This window comes from Rhizobium sp. BK619 (genome assembly GCF_014195245.1).
GTDB lineage: Bacteria > Pseudomonadota > Alphaproteobacteria > Rhizobiales > Rhizobiaceae > Rhizobium > Rhizobium acidisoli.
In genome coordinates, this window is the sequence record NZ_JACIBH010000018.1 from 121092 (window position 1) to 143879 (window position 22788).

Genomic DNA, 22788 nt, shown 5'->3' on the forward strand with positions numbered 1-22788 from the left:
AATCGCGCCTTAGCTCTGTCCTCCTCACCGCCGGAGGATGCCATGGATCTCAGTCTTACCCGCCGCATGCTGATCGGCTCGGCGCTCTGCCTGCCTGTTTTGGGCCTGCCCGCCAATGCCGAGGACAAGGCCGGGGAGGACGACGACGACATCCAGAAGCGTCTTGCAGCGCTGGAAAAACGCACCGGCGGCCGCCTCGGCGTCTCGGTGCTCGACACTGGCACGAGCATTTCCTTCAACTATCGCGGCAGCGAGGCCTTTCCGATGTGCAGCACCTTCAAGGCGCTGGCCGCCGGCTTCGTGCTTGCCCGCGCCGACAAGGGCGAGGAGAGCCTCGACCGGCGGGTGACCTACGGCAAGGACAAGCTGGTCGACTATTCGCCGCTCAGCGAAAAACACGCAGATGCCGACGGCATGACCATCACAGAGCTCTGCGAGGCGGCGGTGACGGTCAGCGACAATACGGCCGGCAACCTGCTGCTTGAAAGTTTTGGCGGCCCGGCGGGGCTGACCAACTGGCTGCGCTCGATCGGCGACGGCACCACCCGTCTCGACCGCACCGAACCGACACTGAACGAGGGCAGGAAGGACGATCCGCGTGACACGACGACACCGGATGCAATGCTCGACACGCTCGGCAACCTGACGCTCGGCTCGGTCCTCACCGAAGCCTCGGCAGACAGGCTGATCGCCTGGCTGGTGGCCAGCACGACCGGCGGCGAGCGGCTGCGAGCCGGCCTGCCTTCAGAGTGGAAAGTCGGCGACAAGACCGGCACCGGCCCGAACGGCTCCCTCGGTGACATCGCCGTCATCTGGCCCCCCAACCGCGGCCCAATCGTCGCCGCCGTCTATATCGCCGAGGCGACCGCGCCGGTGAAGGAGCTTAATCCGGTCTTTGCCGAGGTTGGGCGGATGATTGTGGAGATGGTGTGAATCGGGGAGGCGCGAGGGCCGGATCGGTTCCCACGGGAAAACCCCTGGCCGGTTGCATACGGATCGGGAATTGCTCTAGGCGTCTCGGCTCCTGCCGCATAGCTTTCCCCGCTCTCCGTCATACTCGGGCTTGACCCGAGTATCCACGCCGCAAGCACTTTGCTTGAATTTGTTCGACGGTGGTCGCCTGATCAGCCCAACAAAACGAAGCGCTTGCGGCCATGGGTCCTCGGGTCAAGCCCGAGGACGACGGAGGGTGGGGGAGCGTGTGGGCAAGAGGCGAGATCGCCTGGAGGAGTCCCAGCAAAATGCCCCAACGATTTTGCGTTGGGATCGCGTAAAAAATAGGCGGTAATTCCAACAAAATCACCGCTCACTTACGATCCTTACCACACAGGCTCCCCAACCCTCCGTCGTCCTCGGGCTTGACCCGAGGACCCACAGCCAAAAGCACTGCGTTGAGACGTCAGCCCTCCATCAAGGCAGCGTATAAGCAATCACATAATCACCGGGCTTCGTGCCCACCGAGCCGTGGCCGCCGGCGACCATGACGACATATTGTTTGTTGTCATCCGTCGTATAGGTCATCGGCGTCGCCTGGCCGCCGGCCGGAAGCCGGGCTTGCCAGAGTTCTTGCCCATTCGTCACGTCATAGGCTCTGAGATAGTTGTCGACCGCAGCACCGAGGAAGGCGACGCCGCCCTTGGTCAGCATCGGGCCGCCGATGCCGGGCACGCCGACCTTGAAGGGTAGGGGCAGCGGGGTCATGTCGTGCACGGTGCCGTTCTTGTGCATGTAGGCGATCTTCCCGGTGCGCAGATCGACGCCGGCGACATAGCCCCATGGCGGCGCCTGGCAGGGGATCTTCAAGAGCCCGAGGAACGGCCCCATGAAGACGCCGTAGGGCGCGCCGTCATTGCGGTTGAGCCCCTGTTCGCTGCCCTTCTCGTCCTGGCCTCTCGGCGGAATGTCGGCGGCCGGCACCAGGCGCGAGGTGAAGGCGAGATAGGTCGGCATGCCGAACATGATCTGCCGCTCCGGGTCCACTGCCACCGAGCCCCAGTTGAAGGTGCCGAAATTGCCGGGATAGACGATCGTGCCGACAAGCGACGGCGGCGTGTAGCGGCCCTCGTAGCGGTAGCGGTGGAAATCGATGCGGCAGGCGAGCTGGTCGAACAGCGATACGCCCCACATGTCCTTTTCCTTCAGCGGCTCCGGCGAGAAGGTGAGGTCGGAGATCGGCTGCGTCGGCGCGGTATGATCGCCGGAGACCGCGCCGCCGGGCGCTGCGATTTCCTTGACCGGGATGACCGGCTCGCCGCTCCGCCGATCGAGCACATAGAGATCGCCCTGCTTGGTCGGGCCGACGAGGGCGGGAACCACGGTGCCATCAGGCTTGGTCAGATCGATCAGCGCCGGCTGGGCCGGCACGTCCATGTCCCAAAGATCGTGATGCACAGTCTGGCGCACCCAGCGCAGCTGGCCGCTGGCGATATCCAGCGCGACGATCGAGGAGGAGAATTTCTCGACATTGTCGCTGCGGTTGATGCCGAGCTGGTCGGGCACCTGGTTGCCGAGCGGGATGTAGACCATGCCGAGCGCCTCGTCGACGCTGAACACCGACCAGCTGTTCGGCGAGTTGGTCGTATAGGTCTGGCCTGCGGCAAGAGGCGTCGTGACGTCGGGATTGCCGGAATCCCAGTTCCAGATCAGCGCGCCGGTCTTGATGTCGAAGGCGCGGATGACGCCGGATTGCTCCTCAGTGGAATAATTGTCGTTCACCGCCCCGCCGACGATGATCTTGCCCGCCACCGCGACCGGCGGCGAGGTGGAGTAATAATAGCCGGCCGGATTGTAGCGCATTCCGGTTTCCAGATGCAGCACGCCCTGATCGGCAAAACCGGTGCAGACCTTGCCGTCCGCCGCGTCGAGCGCGATCAGCCGGGCGTCGGAGGTCGGCAGGTAGACGCGCTCGGCGCAGGGCTGGCCGGCGGCGACATCGGGATCGGCATAATAGGTGACGCCGCGGCAGGTCTGGTGCTGCCGGTCCGGGTTCATGCCGGAGTTGGCGTCATATTTCCATTTCTCCTTGCCGGTCTTGGCGTCGAGCGCGATCGCCCAGTTGTGCGGCGTGCAGAGGTAGAGCGTGTCCTTCACCTTGAGCGGCGTCACCTGATAGGTCGTCTCGCCGACATCGTCCGGCCGCTTGACGTCGCCGGTCTCGTATCGCCACGCCTCCTTGAGGCTGGATACATTCGCGGTCGTGATCTGGTCGAGCGGCGAATAACGCTGGCCGAACGGCGTGCGGCCATATTGGTGCCATTCGCCATCCGGCACGTTGCCGCCGAAGGCGGGGTTGGCGGCGACCGCATCCTTCGGCAGTTCGCCGGCAAGATCGTGCGGGTCCGTCGTCATCGAATAGAGCGCGACGACGACGGCGAGAATGACGGGCACGGCGAGCGGCCAGGGATTGGCGCCGTAGGTGATGCCCGTCGGGCTGCGAAAGCCGAGTGGCCGGCGGATCCACGGCGTCAGCAGCCAGAGCCCGAGCAGGATGATCATGCCGCCGCGCGGGCCGAGCTGCCACCAATCGAAACCCACCTCCCAGATCGCCCAGGCGAGTGCTGCGACGACGAGCACCGCATAGACCCAGAGCGCCACCGCCTTGCGCATCAGAAGCAGCCCGGCGGTGATCAGGAACATCAGCCCGGCGAACAGGTAGAAGACACTGCCGCCGAGCGTGACGAGCCAGAGCCCGCCGCCGCCGAGCGTAAGCCCGATGATGATGAAGAGGATGGAGGTGACGACGATCGCCATATGGCTGTCTCCCGCTTGATTTAGCCGGATGAAGATGCGGCGGAAAAGCCCCGCCGATCAGCCAGATAGCGCGAAGGAGATGCCTTTCAACGGCCGCATTTGCCGCAGGCAGACGTCACGGTACGGTTGTAGTGAAGCCGCTCACGTCCCGCAAAAGGTCGCGAGCACCCGCTCGCTCGGCTTCGGCGGCTCCATATAAGCGGCAACGCCGGGCTGGTCGTCATAGGGTTTCGCCAGCACTGTCAGCAGCGCCTCGAACAGCGAGAAATCGCCGTTCTCGACCGCCGCCTCGATCGCCTGTTCAACCCGATGATTGCGCGGGATAAAGGCCGGATTGACGCGGCGCATGGCCGCGGCGCGCTCCGTGGGCGTCTGCGGATCGCGCGACAATCTCTCGCGCCATTGCGCAAGCAAGGGCCCGCAGGCCTCCGGCTCCCGGAAACTTGCGGCAAAAGCAGTCTCTGCGGCGGCATCGCCGGCAAGATCGGACAGCCGCCGGAAGGTCAGGGCGAAATCGGCGCCCTGCGCCTGCATCAGCGACAGCAGCGCCTGCACCAGTTCGAGATCGCCGTCCTCTTCGCCGGCAAGGCCGATTTTTCCCCGCATGCCGGCCAGCCAATGCGCCTGGAAGCGTTCGCCATAGGCCCGGATCACCGCATTCGCCTTGTCGACCGCGCCGTCCGGCTCTTCGTCGATCAGCGGCAGCAGCGTTTCGCCGAGCCGTGCCAGGTTCCATTGGCCGATGCCGGGTTGGTTGGCATAGGCATAACGGCCGTGCTGGTCGATCGACGAGAACACGGTCGCCGGGTCGTAGTTGTCCATGAAGGCGCAGGGGCCGAAGTCGATCGTCTCGCCGGAGACGGTCATATTGTCGGTGTTCATCACCCCATGGATGAAACCGACATGCAGCCAGCGGGCGATCAGCGCCGCCTGGCGCTCGGAGACGGCTGAATACAGTGAAAGGTATGGATTGTCAGCGTCTTTCAGGTCGGGATAGTGCCGGTCGATGACATAATCGGCGAGCGCCCGCACGCCGTCGGTATCGCCTCTGGCGGCGAAAAACTGGAAGGTGCCGACCCTGATATGGCTGGCCGCCACCCGGGTGAAGACGGCGCCCGGCAGCACTTCTTCGCGATAGACCGGCTCGCCCGTCGTCACCGCCGCCAGCGCCCGCGTCGCCGGAATGCCGAGCGCAAACATCGCTTCGCTGATGATATATTCCCGCAACACCGGCCCGATTGCCGCCCGCCCGTCGCCGCGGCGCGAAAAAGGTGTGGGCCCGGCACCCTTCAGCTGGATATCGTAGCGCCTGCCGCTGCGGTCGACCACCTCGCCGAGCAGGATCGCCCGCCCGTCGCCGAGCTGCGGCGAGAAGCCGCCGAACTGATGGCCGGCATAGGCCATCGCCAGCGGCTCGGCGCCTTCGGGAACGAGGTTGCCGGAAAAGATCGCCGCACCATCGCGGCGCAGTGTCTCGACGTCGAGCCCGAGCTCGACGGCCAGCGGCTCGTTGAGCTTGATCAGCCAGGGTTCCGCCACCGCGGTCGGCGTCTGCGCCGCAAAGAAGCGTGCGGGCAAGCCGGCATAGCTGTTGTCGAACGGAAAGGCCGCGCCGGCCCGGTTTTTCTGCAGCGTGGAGGTCATGCTTCATAGGTAGGGCCGGGGTGGCTGCGGCGCAAGCCGGTTCGGATGAAGAGCCAGAAACGCTTCACGAAGAACAGGCCGATGCAAGGAATCGTGATCTGCCTTTACCTCTCGGCAAAGCAGCTTTGCCATAAAGGACATAGCGCCGCCATGATCGCTGGCGTATAGAAAATCGTCTCCCCTTGGCGTTACGCCATGTCATCCCCCGCGGCCCTGCAGCCTCGTGTGCTCCGCCGCGCCACCGTGAGTGATCCCGGACGATGTCGGATCAGATTTACCAGGCGCCGATGGTTCGGCGCGCCGCACCCAATTTCCGGGTGATCGCGATGATCGTCGCGAGTGCGATGCTGATGGAAAACATCGACGCAACCGTGCTGGCGACGGCGCTGCCCACCATGGCGCGCGATTTTAACGTCAGCGCCCCGGCCATGTCGATCGCGCTGACCTCCTATCTCCTCAGTCTGGCGATCTTCATTCCGGCGAGCGGCCGGATGGCCGACAGTTTTGGCTCCCGCACTGTCTTCCGCTCGGCGATCGCCGTCTTCGTCGTCGGCTCGATCCTCTGCGCGCTGGCGCCGACCCTGTCGTTCCTGGTGTTGGCGCGGCTGCTTCAGGGCATAGGCGGTGCGATGATGATGCCGGTCGGACGCCTGGTGCTGATGCGCAGCGTCGCCCGCAAGGATATGGTCAGCGCCATGTCCTGGCTGCTGGTGCCGGCGCTGATCGGCCCGATCGTCGGCCCGCCGCTCGGCGGCTTCTTCGTCACCTATCTCGACTGGCGCTGGATCTTTTACATCAACGTGCCGGTCGGCATCATCGGCATGATCTTCGTCTCGATCTATATCGACGAGGTCAAGGGCAAGGCGAGCGGTCCCTTCGATACGATCGGCTTCATTCTATCAGGCCTTTCGCTCGGCTCGCTGCTTTTTGGCTTCGAAATGTCGAGCCATGAAGGCGAGGGCGCCTTCTCGATCTTCCTGATCGCTGTCGGCCTCATCTTCGGCATCGGCTATCTCAGACATGCCCGCAGGCATCCGTCGCCGATCATGGATTTTTCGCTGATGAAGGTGCCGAGCTTCGGCACGTCCGTCATCGCCGGTTCGCTGACACGCATCACCCAGGGTGCCCAGCCCTTCCTGCTGCCGCTGCTTTTCCAGATCGGCTTCGGCCTGTCGGCGGCTGCAGCCGGCCAGATCGTCATTGCCACGGCACTTGGCGCGCTCGCCATGAAGCCGATGGCGAAGTTCGTCTTCAGCCGGCTCGGTTTCCGCCGCAGCCTCGTCCTTAACGGCATTCTCGGCACGATCGGCTATGGCCTCTGCGCCGCCTTCCGGCCGGACTGGCCGATGCCGCTGATCTTCATCGTCCTGGTCCTCAGCGCCTTCTTCCTGTCCTTCCAGTTCACCGCCTATAACACCATCGCCTATGACGAGATCGACAAAGAACGGATGAGCTCGGCCACGAGCTTCTACACCACCTTCCAGCAGCTCATGCTGTCGCTCGGCATCTGCATCGGCGCCTTGGCGCTGCACGGCTCGATGGCTTTCAACAATGTCGAAACGCCGTCGCTTGGCGATTTCTCCATAGCCTTCATCGTCGTCACCATCATCTCGATCACCGCCACCATCTGGAACCTGCGCTTCTCCAAAACCGCCGGCGAAGAGATCAGCGGCTACAAGGCCAAGCAGACGGCAAGGGGCTGATGTTGTATAAAAACAATGGCTTGATATCCCGCGCTTGAATCAAATTCTGCGTTGGACTCTCAGCCTTCCATCGCGGCCGCCATGTCCGCGAGCTTGCGCACGGTGTTGAGATTGCGCGAGGTGCCGGACTTCAGCGTCGGCAGCTTCAGCTTCGAGCGGCCGGACCCCTTGGGATAATGCACATAGATTTCGCGGGCGGCGAGCTTCGCCTCCTCGCCATCTGGCGCCACCATTTTATCGAGCGCATCGCCGGGCGGCTTTTCGGGCAGGAAATAGACGAGCAGGAAATTCGGCTTGGCATCGGGAAAGGGCGCGTCGGCGGCAATCGCGTCGAGCGCCTTGCGGGTCCGCACCATCACGCCCGGCCGCTTGCCCATCTTCTGTCCAAGCGCCGCGTCGAGCTTTTCCTCCACCGCCGTTTCGGATGCATCCGAGCGGAAAAGCACGTTGCCGCTCTGGATGTAGGTTTTCACATCCGCGAAGCCGAGGCCTTCGCAGATGGTCTTGAGTTCGGCCATCGGCAGGGCGCCGGTGCCGCCGACGTTCACGGCACGCAGGAGGGCGATGTAGACTGCCATTTGTTTCTCCCTCGCTGTTGTGCCGTGTAAGCTCCCCTCTGCCCTGCCGGGCCCGGGGCGAGCCACGGGTCTCGCCCGTCCTTCGGACCCCCCCCACAGGTGCGGAGATTGGCTGGGCTTGCTGGCTTCCCCAAACAACTAGCGTCACGGCTGGGCGAAACGGTAGAGAGGCGGGAGGGTTTAGCCACTTGCCGATCTCCCCACCTGTGGGGGAGATGCCCGGCAGGGCAGAGGGGGGCGACCACGGCACGCGTTACGCTACCCCACTCTATCAACCCTTCACATCTTCCCCGCCACCTTGATCGCAAACGCATACTCGAACGCAATCTCTTCCAGCCGCTGGAAGCGGCCGGACGCCCCGCCGTGGCCGGCGTCCATGTTGGTCTTGAGCAGGATGGGTGCCGCGCCGGTCGTCTGGTCGCGCAGCTTCGCCACCCATTTGGCTGGCTCCCAATAGGTGACGCGCGGATCGGTCAGGCCGCCGAGCGCCAGAATCGGCGGGTAGGCCTTGGCGGCGACATTGTCATAGGGCGAGTAGGCGGCGATCTGCTCGTATTCTTCCCGGCTGTCGATCGGGTTGCCCCATTCCGGCCATTCCGGCGGGGTCAGCGGCAGCGTGTCGTCGAGCATGGTGTTGAGCACGTCGACGAAGGGGACGGCGGCGATGAGGCCGGCGAATTTTTCCGGCGCCATATTGGCAACCGCGCCCATCAGCATGCCGCCGGCCGAGCCGCCCTCGGCGATGATCTTCGCGTAAGAGGTGAACTTCTGTTGATTCAGATAGTCGGCAGCAGCGACGAAGTCCTTGAAGGTATTCGTCTTCTTGTCCATCTTGCCGTCTTCGTACCAGGAAAATCCCTTGTCCTTGCCGCCGCGGATGTGGGCGATGGCATAGACGAAGCCGCGATCGGCAAGCGACAGGCAATTGGTGTTGAAGCCGGCCGGAATGGTGATGCCGTAGGCGCCGTAGCCATAGAGCAGGCAGGGCGCGGTGCCGTCGAGCGGCGTGTCCTTGCGATAGAGCAGGGTGACCGGCACCGTCTCGCCGTCCCAGGCCGGCGCGAAGACGCGGCGGGTGATGTAATCGTCGGGATTGTGGCCCGACGGCACCTCCTGCGTCTTGAGCAGTGTGCGCTCGCGCGTCACCATATTGTAATCGTAGAGCTGCGACGGCGTCGTCATCGACGAATAGGAGAAGCGGATGACATCCGTGTCGTATTCCGCCGCACCCGAAAGCCCCAGCGAATAGGCTTCCTCGGCAAAGGCGATCGCATGTTCCTCGCCGGTCTTGCGGTCGCGGATCATGATCTGCGGCAGCCCGTCCTTGCGTTCCAGCCACAGAAGGTGGCGGGCATAGGCCATGTGGCTGATGATCAGCGTGCCGGGCTTGTGGGCGACCACTTCGCGCCAGTTTTCCTTGCCCGGATTGTCGACAGGCGCTTCCATGATCTTGAAATCCTTGGCGCCGCCGTCATTGGTGAGGATATAGAAGATGTCGCCGCCCTCGGTCAGCGAATATTCGATGCCTTCCTCGCGCGCTGCCACCAGCTTCGGCTCGGCCGTCAGATCCTTGGTCGACAGCAGCCGGTATTCGCTGGTTTCGTGATCGTGAATGTCGATATAGATGACATCGTCGAGCAGCGAGCCGCCGACGCCCATGAAGAAGCCGGCATCGGCTTCGTCATAAACCAGCCGGTCTTCCGACTGCGGCTGGCCGACAATATGGTGGAACACCTTCGAGGGCCGGTGGTTCTCGTCGAGTGCGGAATAGAAGAAGCTCTTGCCGTCCGGCGCCCAGACGCCGCCGCCGCCGGTATTCTCGATCCGGTCTTCGAGATCCTGGCCGGTCGCGAGGTCGCGCACTTTCAGCGTGAAGAATTCCGAGCCCTTGTCGTCATAGCCCCAGATGCCGCGGCTGTGATCGGTCGTATGGTCGAGACCGGCGAGGCGGAAATAGGCCTTGCCCGATGCCTCCTTGTCGCCGTCGAGCAGCACAGTGCGGATCGTCTCGTCGGCGACGTCGCCGTCGCGGGCGATGCGGAAATAGCGCGGCTGTTCGCCGCCGGTCACGTAGGATGTGCCATAGGCGTAGGCGCCGTCCTTCACCGGCACCGAGCTGTCGTCTTCCTTGATGCGGCCGCGCATTTCGGAAAACAGCAGCTTCTGCAGCGGCTTGGTGTCTTCCATCGCAGCGTTCATATAGGTGTTTTCGGCTTCAAGATGCCGGCGGATCTCTGGGTCGAGGATCGAAGGATCCTTGAACATGGCCTGCCAGTTATCGGCGCGCAGCCAGGCATAATCGTCCGTGCGGGTAATGCCGTGGCGCGTATCGGAGACGGGCTTCTTCGCTGCGGCGGGCGGTGTCGGCAGGCTGTTGAAAACGGACAAGGAATGGCTCCGGATCGGGATATCGGGTTGGCAAGAGATAGAGGCGCGTCGCCGCCGGATCAAGCGGCAAGGCTGCGCCAAGGCGGTAGATAAGCTTCCACAGGCTTGGAGGCCGCCCTGCCGAGCTTGCCTTGATGTCACCACAATATTTAAGAATGTCCGCTATCGCAGAGCGAAATTTACACGTGCCAAGCCCCCGGCAAGCTGCCTGTGGCAGGGTGAAGAATGGACAACAGCAAGGGATTTCTCCGCAATGCCGAAACATCTGCTCCTGTTTGTATCCCTCGTCAGCCTTGCTGCCCCTGCCTTTGCCGTCGATCCCGCCATCAAGAAGCAGCTTGAAAAACTCGATCCCTCCACCCGTCTGGAACAGAGCTGCGACACTGAGGCAATGAGCCGCATCAACCAGGACAGCGCCGGCTTCAAGCCCGACAAGGTGATCGCCTATACGTTCAAGGACCCGATCCCCGGCGACAATTCGCTGCAGGCGCCGGGCGCCGTCTTCCGCAGCAAGGGCGACTGGTACCATCTCTCCTACAATTGCATCACCGGCCCGCAGCATATCAACGTGCGCGAGCTCAATTACCAGATCGGCGACAAGGTGCCGCGCGAGAAGTGGGACAAGTATTATCTCTACGATTGATGCCGCTGGATTTGTTGCGGCAGCCGCGGTGACATCCGGCCACATGGCGCCACGCAGAAGCAGCCGCTAAAGTCGGCCGACGAAATCGTAGAAGTCCCATATGAACCGTATCCTGCTCGCTTCGGCGTTCCTGTTGGTTGCCCTCTCCGCCGCATCGGCGGACGAATTGCCGTCAGCGCCCTTGGCCGCACGTCCGGCCCCGAAGGCGCCTGAAGTAAAGCTCGTCGAGCCGCATCTGCATATTGCCCGTTCCAATATCGCCGGCCATGCCCGCATCGCGCTGACCTTCGATGCCTGCATGGGGCAGGCGGATGAGCGCATCCTGTCGACGCTGGTGCGGGAACGCATCCCGGCGACGATCTTCGTCACTGCCCGCTGGCTGAAGCACAATCCCGCCGCACTTGCCGTGTTCCTGCAGAACCCTGATCTCTTCGAACTCGAAAATCACGGAGAGAACCATATCCCGGCCGTCGACACGCCGACGCTCGTCTATGGCATCGCTTCGGCCGGCTCGCCGCAGGCGGTAAAGAAGGAGGTCGAGGGCGGTGCTGCGGCCATGACTGCGGCGGGCATTCCCGCGCCCCATTGGTTCCGCGGCTCGACCGCCAAATATAATCTTTCCGCCATCGGCGAAATCCGCGCCATGGGCTATCGCATCGCCGGCTATTCGGTGAACGGCGACGGCGGCTCGCTGCTCGGCGCCGTCATCACCGAAAAACGCATCGCCTCAGCCAAGGACGGCGACGTCGTCATCTCCCACATCAACCAGCCGACCCATGCGGCGGGCGAGGGGGTGGCGAAGGCGCTGGTCGATCTGAAAGCCAAGGGCACGGAGTTCGTTCGTCTGGAGGATGTCGAGGATATGGGCGACGACAAGACGACTGAGTAAATTCTTTAAGGGCGTGCGGTAGCAGCCCCCCTCTGCCCTGCCGGGCATCTCCCCCACAGGTGGGGAGATCGGCAAGTAGACAAACCTTCCCGACTCTCCACCGTTTCGCCTAGCCGTGACGCTGTTGTTTGGGGAAACCATTGCGCCCATCCAATCTCCCCACCTGTGGGGGAGATGCCCGGCAGGGCAGAGGGGGCGGCCACGGCACAACAGCCAATACGAAGCCTCTACCGTAAAGCGTCTCCCATCCCCAGCCTATCCTCTCCAAAACGCCGCAGCCCCGGCCCGTCCCGGTCCAGCGCGAAATCCTCGAACCAGTCGCGATGCATGCCGGCCAGCATGGCGCCGATCATCTGGGCGGCGAGATAGGAAAAGGTGATGCCGTTGCCGCCGTAGCCGTAGGCTGCGAACACATGCGGCATATTGGGCACCGGGCCGATCAGCGGCAGGCCGTCGGCCGTTTCGCCGAAGGTTCCGCACCAGGCATGTTCCACCCGCGTATCCGCTTTCGGCCATAGCCGCTTTATCTTCTCGCGAATTGCCATGATCTTTGCCGGCAGGTTGCGGTCGCGGGCTTCGGGATCGGCCGTGCCGTCATCCTCGCCGCCGGCGACGATGCGATTGTCCTCGGTCGTGCGCATGTAGAGATAGGGGTGGCTGTCCTCCCAGATCAGCGCCCTGTCGCGCCAGAAATTTGCCGGGTCCTGGGGTACGGTGGCGAGCGCCCAGCTCGAACTGGTGCGGTGCAGCTTCGGCATGTCGAGGCCCGGCATCGAATAGCCGGTGGCAAGGACGGCATGCCGCGCCTCGATGACGTGCCCTCCCTCCGTCTCCGCCGTGACGTGATCGCCTTCGCTGTGAAGCGCTGTGACGGAAGCGTTGACCAGCCGCGCGCCGCGCCGGACGGACATTTCGATCAATGCCCAGGTCAGAAGCAGCGGATCGGCCTCGGCCGAACCCGGCGAATAGATTGCCCCATCCCGGTCGAGCTCGAACTGGGTGAAGAGATCGGGATGTTCGAGGTAGACGCCGGGCAGGCCGGCCCGGCGGCGAAGCTGGCGCTCCTCCAGCAGCTCGCGCGCGCCTTCCTGGTTGGTGGCGAGATACAGCGTGTTGCGCGGCCGGAAGCCGCAGGCAATCCCGTGCGCGGCGATCAGCTTGGAAAGACCGGCGACTGCTGCTCCGCTGCGGCGGTAGATGCCGGCGGCGCGTTCGAAGCCGTAATAATCCTCAAGTTCGGTGAGCGTGCTGTCGATTTCCCATTGCAGCATCGCCGTGCTTGCCGCGGTGCTGCCGAAACCGGGCTCCTCCCGGTCGATGATAACAACGGAAAAACCGCGCGCCGTCAGATGTTCGCCGACCAGGGCGCCGGTGATGCCGCCGCCGATCACGATGATGTCGGTGGAAAAACTCTGCTCGATCGGCCGCCATTCCGGCCGAATACCGCTTTTCCCCCAGAGCGATCGACCGCTGACCATCTGGTCGTGATCGGCTTCGTTGAGAGCGAGATCAGATGCCACCACTATCTCCCCGGTTGATCATTTCGGCAATTGCGGCTGCGGCTTTTCCTCGATCAGCAATTCCTCGATGATTGTGATGACGATCAGCGACAGCGGCAGGGCCAGCATGGCGCCGACGGCACCCCACATCCATGTCCAGAACAGGATGGCGAGGAAGACGACGAAGGGGTTGATTTCCAGCCGCCGTCCCATCACCGCCGGGAAAATCAGGTTCTCCATGACCAGATGCACGGTAAAGAAGGCCGCGGCCGGCATCAGGCCGATGACGATGTCATCATGGGTGAGAATGCCGGCGACGGCGACGGCAAACGTCATCAGCGTGATGCCGAGATAGGGAATGAAGCTCGACAGGAAGGCGAAGAAGCCCCAGAGCACCGGCGCCGCCAGCCCGCCGGCATAGGCGATCACGGTCATGACGACGCCGAGCCCGACATAGATCAGCGAGGCTGTGGCGAAATAGAAGCCGAGCACCTGCTCGACGGCGTTGATGACGCGGATGGCCGCCAGCCGCTGCGTGCGGGTGCGGAAGGTCATGATGATCGTCTTGCGCAGGTTGACGCGGCTGGCGAGGAAGAGCAGCAGCGCCGCAAAGAAGATCATCCCCTGCACCAGTGCCGGCGTCAGGCTGGTGGTCACCACATGCAGTACGTTGCCGGTGTTTTCGAGCAGCGCACCGATCGACATCGGCCCGCTTTCGAAGGTCGCGGGCGTGATATGCAGCCATTCGATGCGCTCGAGATAGGGCATGACGCGGTTGATGGTCCGCTCGGCAAAAGCCGGCCCCTCATTGGCAAGGGTCATCAGCGGGCCGGCGAGCGAGTTGATCACCAGGAAGATCACCAGCGCTACGCTGCTCGACAGCATGAAGGCGTTGGCAAGCCGCGGCACGCCCATCCTGCTGAGTTTCTCCGCCGCCATGCCGAGGATCATGCCGACGACGACGGCAAGGGTGATCGGGATCAGGATCAGCGACATCAGGTAGACGGCGGCAAGCCCCAGAATGCCGAAGATGCCGATGATCGCCCAGGCCATGCTGATGTCCAGCCCGTCCTTCTCGAGCCGGTGCAGCGGTGTCGGCGGCAGCTCTTCGGCTGCCTCCTTCAATGTCTGCGCCCAGGCGCTGGTGCGGCGTTCGCCGATCGCAATCTTCTTGGCTTGTTTGCGGATGCCATTGGCGATGCCCATGCGGTGAGGTCCCCCGAAGCCCATTGCTTCGTCACGGAAACGCGCCGACGCGGTTCCGGTTCCCTGCGGCAAAGGGCCAACCGGCAAACCGCACGCGGCACCTCTTCACCCGCATGATTTTGCCCGCATAACACGAATGTTTTCGGTCGTTTGGCCTGATCCGCGCCTCGGAAATTACGCCGAAAGCGTCAGGCCGATGCCCCACGGATCCTTGAGGAAGGTGCCGCCATCGCGCTTCTCGCTCTTGATCTCCAGCGCATCGAGCTTGGAGATCGCCGCATCCAGCGTCGCTTTGTCGTTGAACCGGACCTTGTAGTCCGAAAGCCCGGTCATATTGTCGGCGCGGGCGGCAGCACCCCGGCTGTTCCAGATATTGGCGGCGAGATGGTGATGGTAGCCGCCGGTCGCAAAGAAACTTGCGCCGGGACGGCTCGCCATCAGCTTGAGGCCGAGCACGTCGCGGTAAAAGGCGTCAGCTTGTGGAATATCGCCGACCTGCAGATGCAGGTGGCCGATCGCCGTTCCATCAGCCATGCCGCCCCAGCGCTCATCGGGCGCGCTGTCGTAGAGCGCCTGCAGGTCGAGGCGCAGCGTCGCCATCTCCACCATGCCGTCCTGCTGGAACTTCCATTGTTCGTGCGGCCGGTCGGCATAGATTTCGATGCCGTTGCCTTCCGGGTCGGACAGATAGATCGCCTCGCTGACCAGATGGTCCGAGGCGCCGTCGAGCACGACATTGTTCTGCGCCGCATGGCGCAGCCAGCGCGCCAGTTCGGCGCGATCCGGCATCAGGAAGGCGGTGTGGAAAAGGCCGGCGGCATTGCGGGGCGCGATCGCGGCATCATTGGCCGTCGTCAGCGTCAGCAGCGGCAGATCGCCGACACCCAGCACCTGGCCGCTCGCCGTCTCCTCGATGACCTTCAGGCCGAGCATCGATCGGTAGAAGCCGGACACGAGAGCGAGGTCCTTCACGAGGAGATGCGACTGGTCGATATAGGCGGGCCGCGTCAGCGCATAAGAAGTTTCGGTCGTCATGGATTGGTCTCCTGCCTGTGATCTGGCCTGTAGAAGGGAAGGCGTGCCGGCGGTGGCGGCAAAAGTGCCGCCTGCAGCAAGGCCGAGGAAGTTTCGCCGGTTCATTCGCCTCTGTCTCCTCTCAGCCGCTGTACTTGATCTCTATATGGCGGATCGCGATTGTTCACAGAAGACCCGTTTTTGAGGATGAACTGTTGAACGGCTGTTGACGATGATGGTGCGCCCACTTGATCGCCGTCAATGCGGCCATATCTTATTTAGGGGATGCTTATACATCTCAGTCATGGAGGGAGCCATGTACAGGAAGATCATCGTAGCGATCGCATTCGGGGGCATCGAAAAGGGAGAGAAAATCCTCCGCAAGGCCGCGTCTCTGCTCGATGACGGCGGCGAGATCGTCGCGCTCAACGTCATCGAGGATGTGCCGACCTATGTCGCGATCGAACTGCCGGCCAATATGGTCGAGGACGCCATGCAGGACAGCCGTGACAAGCTGAAGGCGCTGCTGACAGAAACCGGCATTGCGGCAACCGTCGAGATCCGCAACGGCCCGCCCGCCAAGGCGATCATCTCGACCGCCGAAAGCTACGGCGCCGACCTGATCATCGTCGCCTCGCATGTTCCGGATTTTTCCAACTACTTCATCGGCGCCACCGCCGACCGGGTCGTGCGCCACGCCAAATGCTCGGTGCTCGTCGACCGGCAAAAGGTTTGATTTGTGCGGCCGTCTCGCCGCCAGACAGCCTGTCACGAAGATTTACCGCCGGTGCGCTTTGCCGCAGTTGCGTGCCCTACCGTTCGATGCGACGATTGCAATCGGGGTATGAAACGGATTGGCGTGCATGGCCGAGTTCAACGGCGTTCGCTGGGCTTACGACAGATATGAACTGATCGCCGACGGTATCGTCCACGGCGTCGGTCTCGTGCTGGCGCTGATCGGCGCCACGGTGCTGATCTTCTACGCCACTCTCTGGAGCTCTTATGGCGCGCTCGCCGCCGCCTGGATCTATGGCGTCGGGCTGGTGCTGACGCTTGCCATTTCCTTTTCCTACAATGCCTGGCCGGTCTCGCGCACCAAATGGTATCTGCGCCGCTTCGATCACTCGGCGATCTTCCTGTTGATCGCCGCCACCTACACGCCCTTCCTCGAACGTGGCGCCGACGACCCGCTGCTCCTGTTCATGCTGGTGGCGATCTGGCTGTTTGCCGCTGCCGGGATTATTCTGAAATGCGTCTTTCCCGGCCGTTACGACCGTCTTGCCATCCTGCTCTATCTCGCCATGGGCTGGAGCGGCGTGCTGGTGGCCGGCCCTGTGGCTGCGCGCATTCCCTCCGCCTCGATGCTGCTCATCGTCATCGGCGGGGTCATTTATTCGCTCGGCGTCATCTTCCATGTCTGGGAGAAGCTGCGCTTCCAGAACGCCATTTGGCACGGTTTCGTCGTCACCGCCGCGGCCGTGCATTATTCGGCCGTCTTCACCTGTTTCAGCCTGTCGGCGCCGGGCGTCTGATAAAGATCGCGTCTCTCGCAGGTGGGGCCGCCGTTTACATCTTTTGGGGCAGGGCGTATGCCGCCTGTCGCAGACAATACGAACAGGCAATCATGACAGACCCCGTCCTCCTCCGCGACGCCAGCGAAACCCATCTTCCCGCCATCCGCGATATCTACAATCACGCCGTCGAACACACGACGGCGATCTGGAACGAGACGCTGGTCGATCTCGAAAACCGTCGGGAATGGATGAAGGCGCGCAAGGCCCGCGGCTTTCCCGTCATCGTCGCCGAGATCTCCGGCAAGGTGGCGGGCTATGCCTCCTATGGCGATTGGCGCGCCTTCGACGGTTACCGCCATACCGTCGAGCATTCCGTCTATGTCGACAAGGATTGCCGCGGCGCCGGCATCGGCGAGCGCCTGATGCGGGAGCTGATCGTCCGCGCCGCGGCCGGCAACATCCATGTGATGATCGCCGGCATCGAGGCGGAGAACACCGCTTCGATCCGGCTGCACGAAAAGCTCGGTTTCCGCATCGCCGGCAGATTTTCCGAGGTCGGCACCAAATTCGGCCGCTGGCTGGACCTCACCTGCATGGAGCTTCGCCTGCCTTCGGCCTGATCCGGCGGGCCCTGACCCCCTGGGGCATTGCCATTGTGAACGGCGCTCTCCATCTTTTTATTGTAGTCTGAGCTGTGTAAGAAAGTCGAGGCGGCCTGCTTCGCGGGTGGCTTCAGAATGGTATGGAGGTGAACAGTTCAATGGCAAAGCACGGATCGTCGCTCGGTCTCCTTGCCCTCGTCCTTCTGGCATTTCCGCCGGTCGCCGCCCGGGCCGCCGATTGCGGCAGCCTGGCCTCGCCGAAGCTCGACTGGCAGGAATGCACCAAGAAGAACCTGATGCTGCAGGGCAGTGACCTCGAAGGCGCCAATCTCGTCGGCACGGATTTCTCGCTGACCGATCTCGCCGGCGCCAATGTCAAATCCGCCAATCTCGAGAAGGCGACACTGGTGCGCGCCTCGCTCGAGGGCGCACACGCCGAAGGCGCCAGCTTCGCCAAGATCGAAGCCTATCGCGCCAGCTTCGCCAATATCATTGCCGAAGGCGCTTCCTTCGCCGGCGCCGAGCTGCAGCGGGCCAATTTCGCCGGGGCCAGGCTTGCCGGCGCGAGCTTCGAAAAAGCCGAACTCGGCCGCGCCGATTTCGACAAGGCAGTGCTGACCGGCACGAAATTCTCTTTCGCCAATCTCTCCCGTGCCGATCTCTCCGGCGCAAGTTTCGAAGGCCCGGCAGTCTTCGAGCGCGCCTTCATGTTCCTGACCCGCATCGAAGGCCTTGACCTCTCGGCCGCATCCGGCCTCGAACAGACCCAGATCGACCTTGCCTGCGGCGACACCTCGACCAAACTCCCGGCCGGCCTCTCGGCGCCGACAACCTGGCCATGCCCTGCGGAGCATGAGTGATCGGGGGTTCGTTTAACGCCGAAGGTTGCCCCTCACCCTAACCCTCTCCCCGTAAAGACGGGGCGAGGGGACTTGCCATACGATAGGTTCGTGGGGAACGGAGAGGGCGCGGCACACCTCGTTTGCCCCGCAAGCGGGGAGAAGGTGCCGGCAGGCGGATGAGGGGCAGGCTGGCTTCTGCGCCGAAAGGCTATTTCCCCGGCTCGAACACCATGGAATGGCCGTTGATGCAGTAGCGCAGGCCGGTCGGCGGCGGGCCGTCGGGGAAGACGTGGCCGAGATGGGCTTCGCAGCTGCCGCAGCGGATTTCGGTGCGCACCATGCCAAAGGCCGTGTCGCGATGCTCGGTCACCGCATCGGGCGAGACGGCTTCGAAATAGCTCGGCCAGCCGCAGCCGGCGTCGAACTTCGTGTCGGAGCGGAAAAGCGGGGCATTGCATCCGACACAGCGGTAAAGCCCTGTCTCGAAGGAATCCCAATAGGGGCCGGTGAAGGCGCGCTCGGTGCCGTGCTGGCGGGTGATGCGGTATTGTTCGGGGGTGAGCTGCTCTTTCCATTCAGCGTCGGTCTTGTGGATCTTGGCGGTGGTTGCAGTGTCGGACATGCCATGCTCCTTTTGCCGAGGGGCGGTTCCATTTTGCCAGAAAATGTGGTGCGCCGTCGTCCGTTCATCAAGTCTGAAACAGCGCACCGTGAAATTGGCTGCATACCTCAATGGGGTGAGGACGCTTGCTTTTTACATCCGTTAAGGGTTTCCTGTTAGGGTTAATGTTGCGTGTATTGAGGGATCAACAGTGTTTGAAGCAGCAATCGTCCTGCTCTACGGCCTCGTAGCCGTGGCCGCCATGGCGGTCACGCTGCTGGAGGGCTGGACCAATCATGACGGCTTGACGCTTCATCGTCTGGCCGGGCTCTTCGCCTGCATGCTCTGGCCGTTGACCATTCTGCTCTTCATCCTGCATGGCTGCGTCGCCCGGCTGCTGACGCGTCGTTCCCGATCGGCGGCCTGATCCACCCGCCATCGCGCCCCTTTCGCCCTCCGATCGAAATTGCTTGAGGCGCTCTACCATTTCGCCTAAGTCAGAAGGCAGTCGGTTTTCTCCGGCTTTCGTCTGTTGCCGGTAGAGGAGGAGACATGGCCGATGTCACGGCTCTGACATTTCTGGCCCTGTGTCTGCCGCTCGCCGGCGCTCTTGCCGCTCCCTTCGCCATCCGCCTCTTCGGCGCCAACGGTGCCTGGCTTCTGGCGCTCGCGCCCTTGCTCGCCTTTCTGCATTTCCTGCGTTTCGTGCCGGCGATCGCGCGGGGCGAGGTCGTCGCCGGCGGTTATGCCTGGGTCCCGAGCTACAATCTCTCCTTCTCCTGGTTCCTCGACGGCCTGTCGCTGGCTTTCGCACTGCTGATCACCGGCATCGGCACCCTGATCGTGCTGTATGCCGGCGGCTATCTCAAGGGACACAAGGACCAGGGCCGGTTCTTCTCGTTCATTTTCCTCTTCATGGGGGCGATGCTCGGCCTCGTCGTTTCCGACAGTTTCCTGATGCTCTTCATCTTCTGGGAGCTGACGTCGATCACCTCCTTCCTGCTGATCGGCTTCGACCATGAGCGCGCGGCCGCACGCCGCGCCGCCCTGCAGGCGCTTGTCGTCACCGGCGGGGGAGGGCTCTGCCTGCTGGCCGGCCTGCTGCTGCTCTGGAACATCTCGGGCGTCACGCAGCTGTCGCAGCTTATGGCATTTGGCGATGCCGTGCGTGAAAGCCCGTTCTATCTCGCTGCCCTCATCCTGGTTCTTGCCGGCGCCTTCACCAAGTCGGCGCAGTTCCCCTTTCATTTCTGGCTGCCGAACGCCATGGAGGCGCCGACGCCGGTGTCGGCCTACCTGCATTCGGCCACCATGGTGAAGGCGGGCGTCTATCTGCTGATGCGGCTCAATCCCGTCATGGGGGCGACCCCTGCCTGGGAAATCCTTCTGCCCTTCTTTGGCGGGTTGACGCTGGTGGTCGGCGCCACGCTCGCCATCCGCGAGGCCGACCTGAAGCTTAAGCTCGCCTATACCACCGTCTCCTCGCTCGGCCTGCTCGTCATGCTGATCGGCTTCGGCTCCGAACATGCGGTGGAGGCGGCAGCGCTCTATCTCGTGGCGCATTGCCTTTTCAAGGGTGCGCTGTTCATGGTCGCCGGCATCATCGATCACGAGACCGGCACGCGCGATGTCACCAGGCTCGGCGGCCTCGGGCGGGCGATGCCGCTGACATGGGTGATCGCCCTGGCGGCGGCCCTCTCCATGGCCGGCCTGCCGCCGTTCTTCGGCTTCCTCGCCAAGGAGGAGATCTATACGGCGCTCACCGGCGGCGATATCCGCGCGATAACCTTCACCGCCATCACCGTCTTCGGCAATGCGTTGATGTTTGCCGTCGCCTTCGCCGTGGCGCTGAAGCCCTTTCTCGGCCCACCGGTGGAGACGGAGAAACATCCGCACGAAGCGCCCGTCCTGCTCTGGCTCGGCCCGGCCGTTCTCGCTACCCTCGGCCTGCTTGCCGCGATCTTTTCGAGCTTCACGCACGCTGCCCTGTCGTCGCCGATATCAGCCGCCATCCGCCAGACCCCTGCTGAGATCGACATTTCGCTGGCGCTGCATCCAGGCGTGCCCTTGGCGCTCTCCGCTTTGACGGTGCTGCTCGGCATCGGCGTCTATTGGCAGCTCGCCCGCGCCCGCGCGGCAATGGCCATCTTCCTGCGCGCCGCCGGCCGCGGGCCGGATCACGGATTCGACCTTGCCATATCGGGCCTTGTCCGCTTTGCCGCCCGCACCATGCGTATTCTGCAGCCGGGGCGACTGCAGATCTATATCGCCTGCACCTTCCTTTCCGTCGCCGCCATCCTCATCATTCCCCCCGTCGTCTATGGTGAACTGCCACACCTTCCCGCCTGGCCGGCCGATGTCAGGCTCTATGAATGGGCGGTTTTGCTGATCGCCGCCGTCGGCCTTGCCGCCGTGCTCGTCGCCCGCGACCGGCTGACGGCAATCGTCTCGCTCGGCATTCAGGGTTTTGCCGTCGCGATCATCTTCCTGCTGTTCGGGGCGCCGGATCTCTCCTTCACCCAGTTCATGGTCGAAACCCTGTCAGTGGTCATCCTCGCCCTGGTGATGACCAGGCTCCGCCTCTCGCCGGACGATCGGCGCCCGCTTGGCCGCAGGCTCTTCGACGGTACGCTTGCGCTTGTCTGCGGCCTTGGCTTCACGCTTCTGCTGATGCGGGCAACGCAGGTGCCGTTCAACGATGCGCTGACGGTATTCTTCAACGCCTATTCGAAAACGATTGCCCATGGCGCCAATGTCGTCAACGTCATCATCGTCGACTTCCGCGGCACCGACACGCTCGGTGAAATCGCCGTCGTCGCGGTCACCGGCCTCGCCATCCTGGCGCTGATCCGCATCCGCGCCGGCACCGAGCGCAAGCTTGCCGCCAATGATCCAGTGGAGGCCGAGGGCTGATGCACACCCTGATCTTCCGCACCGTCGCCCCGTTCCTCACCGCGCTGATGCTGCTTTTTTCCGTCTTCGTGCTGCTGCGCGGCCATAACGAGCCGGGCGGCGGCTTCATCGGCGGGCTGATCGCCGCTTCGGGACTGGCGATCTATGGCATTGCTCTTGGCGTTGCCGCCGTTCGCCGCGCGCTTTTCTTCCACCCGCTGTCGATCGCCGGCTTCGGCCTGCTGCTGTCGACGGTATCAGGTCTTCTCTCCATCCTTTTTGCCGTTCCCTTCATGACCGGCCTCTGGGTCTATCCGAACCTTTTCGGTCTCGAAGTGCCGCTGTCGAGCGTCATGCTCTTCGACGTCGGCGTCTATCTCGTCGTCTTCGGCGCCATCACCTCGATTGCGCTGACATTGGAAGAAAAGGAGGTGGAATGATGGAGCCGCTTCTGGCAATCCTCGTCGGCCTGTTTTTCGCTGCCGCCATCTATCTGATGCTGTCGAAATTCACGATCCGCATCATGCTCGGCATCGCCATCCTCGGCAATGCCGTCAACCTGCTGCTCTTTACATCAGGCCGGTTGACGCGCGAAGTGCCGCCGATCATCCCGGCAGGTCTCGACAGCCTGCCCGCCGGCACCGCCAACCCGCTGCCGCAGGCGCTGATCCTGACGGCGATCGTCATCTCCTTCTCCTTCCTCGCTTTCCTGTTGGTGCTGACCTACCGCGCCTACCAGGACCTCGGGACCGACGACACCAGCGAAATGCGCGCCGCCGAGCCCGACGACCGGCCGCTGCCGCCATTGGGGTATTGAGGATCATGTCGGTGCTGGTGGTTACCCCCCTCTGCCCTGCCGGGCATCTCCCCCACGAGGGGGGAGATCGGCTGGGGGCGAAGTCTCACCCTCGTCAGGTCCCTGAGATAAGCGAAGTGGCTTGCGGTGCAATTGATATATCGGCAAGCGGGCGCGTCTTGCCGATTTCCCCCCTTGTGGGGGAGATGCCCGGCAGGGCAGAGGGG

At 63.3% G+C, this 22788-nt stretch carries 20 protein-coding genes; 12 read left to right on the plus strand and 8 right to left on the minus strand.

The window, feature by feature from the left end; genetic code table 11:
* The first annotated feature begins 42 nt into the window (after window positions 1–42).
* Entirely contained in the window at window positions 43–933 is an 891-nt protein-coding gene (gene bla / locus FHX14_RS29905; RefSeq protein ID WP_184380620.1) for a class A beta-lactamase, read from the plus strand.
* A 477-nt stretch (window positions 934–1410) separates the two neighbouring features.
* Here the strand turns inward: bla and FHX14_RS29910 are convergent, their stop codons facing one another.
* Together FHX14_RS29910 and FHX14_RS29915 are read right to left on the minus strand one after the other, a co-directional pair.
* Window positions 1411–3750 carry a glucose/quinate/shikimate family membrane-bound PQQ-dependent dehydrogenase gene (locus tag FHX14_RS29910; RefSeq protein WP_184380622.1) on the minus strand — a complete coding sequence of 780 codons (2340 nt, stop codon included), beginning with the start codon at window positions 3748–3750 and terminating at the stop codon, window positions 1411–1413.
* A gap of 141 nt (window positions 3751–3891) precedes the next feature.
* Window positions 3892–5394, minus strand: coding sequence for a protein adenylyltransferase SelO (locus tag FHX14_RS29915; RefSeq protein WP_184380624.1), 1503 nt, complete (start codon window positions 5392–5394; stop codon window positions 3892–3894).
* 260 nt (window positions 5395–5654) lie between these two features.
* On the opposite strand from FHX14_RS29915, the gene FHX14_RS29920 reads away from it, so the two are divergent.
* Complete coding sequence (locus FHX14_RS29920) at window positions 5655–7097, plus strand: MFS transporter (RefSeq protein ID WP_184380626.1); 1443 nt, start codon at window positions 5655–5657, stop codon at window positions 7095–7097.
* A gap of 59 nt (window positions 7098–7156) precedes the next feature.
* On the opposite strand, the gene FHX14_RS29925 is transcribed toward FHX14_RS29920, so the two are convergent.
* Window positions 7157–7675 carry a DUF1697 domain-containing protein gene (locus FHX14_RS29925; RefSeq protein ID WP_012557022.1) on the minus strand — a complete coding sequence of 173 codons (519 nt, stop codon included), beginning with the start codon at window positions 7673–7675 and terminating at the stop codon, window positions 7157–7159.
* 279 nt (window positions 7676–7954) lie between these two features.
* Window positions 7955–10063, minus strand: a complete 2109-nt coding sequence (locus FHX14_RS29930; RefSeq protein ID WP_184380628.1) for a S9 family peptidase — start codon at window positions 10061–10063, stop codon at window positions 7955–7957.
* 253 nt (window positions 10064–10316) lie between these two features.
* On the opposite strand from FHX14_RS29930, the gene FHX14_RS29935 reads away from it, so the two are divergent.
* Both FHX14_RS29935 and FHX14_RS29940 read left to right on the plus strand, forming a co-directional pair.
* Entirely contained in the window at window positions 10317–10706 is a 390-nt protein-coding gene (locus FHX14_RS29935; protein WP_003587774.1) for a DUF930 domain-containing protein, read from the plus strand.
* Window positions 10707–10806: 100 nt separating this feature from the next.
* Window positions 10807–11595 carry a polysaccharide deacetylase family protein gene (locus tag FHX14_RS29940; protein ID WP_184380630.1) on the plus strand — a complete coding sequence of 263 codons (789 nt, stop codon included), beginning with the start codon at window positions 10807–10809 and terminating at the stop codon, window positions 11593–11595.
* 227 nt (window positions 11596–11822) lie between these two features.
* Here FHX14_RS29940 and FHX14_RS29945 read toward each other — a convergent pair whose 3' ends face one another.
* The 3 genes from FHX14_RS29945 to FHX14_RS29955 form a co-directional block, all read right to left on the minus strand.
* Window positions 11823–13115 carry an FAD-dependent oxidoreductase gene (locus tag FHX14_RS29945; protein WP_184380632.1) on the minus strand — a complete coding sequence of 431 codons (1293 nt, stop codon included), beginning with the start codon at window positions 13113–13115 and terminating at the stop codon, window positions 11823–11825.
* 18 nt (window positions 13116–13133) lie between these two features.
* Complete coding sequence (locus FHX14_RS29950) at window positions 13134–14300, minus strand: AI-2E family transporter (RefSeq protein ID WP_184380634.1); 1167 nt, start codon at window positions 14298–14300, stop codon at window positions 13134–13136.
* A 174-nt stretch (window positions 14301–14474) separates the two neighbouring features.
* On the minus strand, window positions 14475–15440 hold the full coding sequence (locus FHX14_RS29955) for a VOC family protein (RefSeq protein WP_184380636.1): 966 nt from the start codon (window positions 15438–15440) through the stop codon (window positions 14475–14477).
* A 190-nt stretch (window positions 15441–15630) separates the two neighbouring features.
* On the opposite strand from FHX14_RS29955, the gene FHX14_RS29960 reads away from it, so the two are divergent.
* The 4 genes from FHX14_RS29960 to FHX14_RS29975 all read left to right on the plus strand — a co-directional run bounded on the left by FHX14_RS29960 (window position 15631) and on the right by FHX14_RS29975 (window position 18290).
* The gene (locus FHX14_RS29960) at window positions 15631–16050 is read left to right on the plus strand and encodes a universal stress protein (RefSeq protein ID WP_003587769.1); all 420 of its coding nucleotides are present in this window, start codon (window positions 15631–15633) and stop codon (window positions 16048–16050) included.
* 127 nt (window positions 16051–16177) lie between these two features.
* Complete coding sequence (locus FHX14_RS29965; protein ID WP_184380638.1) at window positions 16178–16846, plus strand: hemolysin III family protein; 669 nt, start codon at window positions 16178–16180, stop codon at window positions 16844–16846.
* 92 nt (window positions 16847–16938) lie between these two features.
* Window positions 16939–17448 (plus strand): GNAT family N-acetyltransferase, encoded by a 510-nt coding sequence (locus tag FHX14_RS29970; RefSeq protein ID WP_184380640.1) that lies wholly within the window; start codon window positions 16939–16941, stop codon window positions 17446–17448.
* A 140-nt stretch (window positions 17449–17588) separates the two neighbouring features.
* On the plus strand, window positions 17589–18290 hold the full coding sequence (locus FHX14_RS29975) for a pentapeptide repeat-containing protein (protein ID WP_012557029.1): 702 nt from the start codon (window positions 17589–17591) through the stop codon (window positions 18288–18290).
* Between the two features lie 190 nt (window positions 18291–18480).
* On the opposite strand, the gene msrB is transcribed toward FHX14_RS29975, so the two are convergent.
* On the minus strand, window positions 18481–18894 hold the full coding sequence (gene msrB, locus FHX14_RS29980) for a peptide-methionine (R)-S-oxide reductase MsrB (protein ID WP_003587764.1): 414 nt from the start codon (window positions 18892–18894) through the stop codon (window positions 18481–18483).
* Window positions 18895–19084: 190 nt separating this feature from the next.
* Here msrB and FHX14_RS29985 point away from each other — a divergent pair, with 190 nt between their 5' ends.
* The 4 genes from FHX14_RS29985 to FHX14_RS30000 all read left to right on the plus strand — a co-directional run bounded on the left by FHX14_RS29985 (window position 19085) and on the right by FHX14_RS30000 (window position 22582).
* The gene (locus tag FHX14_RS29985) at window positions 19085–19300 is read left to right on the plus strand and encodes a hypothetical protein (RefSeq protein ID WP_003587763.1); all 216 of its coding nucleotides are present in this window, start codon (window positions 19085–19087) and stop codon (window positions 19298–19300) included.
* Between the two features lie 125 nt (window positions 19301–19425).
* Window positions 19426–21786: a putative monovalent cation/H+ antiporter subunit A gene (locus FHX14_RS29990; RefSeq protein WP_184380642.1), complete on the plus strand. Its 2361-nt coding sequence runs from the start codon at window positions 19426–19428 to the stop codon at window positions 21784–21786.
* Window positions 21786–22205 (plus strand): Na(+)/H(+) antiporter subunit B, encoded by a 420-nt coding sequence (locus FHX14_RS29995; protein WP_012557033.1) that lies wholly within the window; start codon window positions 21786–21788, stop codon window positions 22203–22205. Before FHX14_RS29990 ends, FHX14_RS29995 begins: the two co-directional genes overlap by 1 nt.
* Complete coding sequence (locus FHX14_RS30000) at window positions 22205–22582, plus strand: Na+/H+ antiporter subunit C (RefSeq protein ID WP_003587760.1); 378 nt, start codon at window positions 22205–22207, stop codon at window positions 22580–22582. The genes FHX14_RS29995 and FHX14_RS30000 overlap by 1 nt, the downstream gene beginning before the upstream one ends.
* Window positions 22583–22788 lie beyond the last annotated feature (206 nt).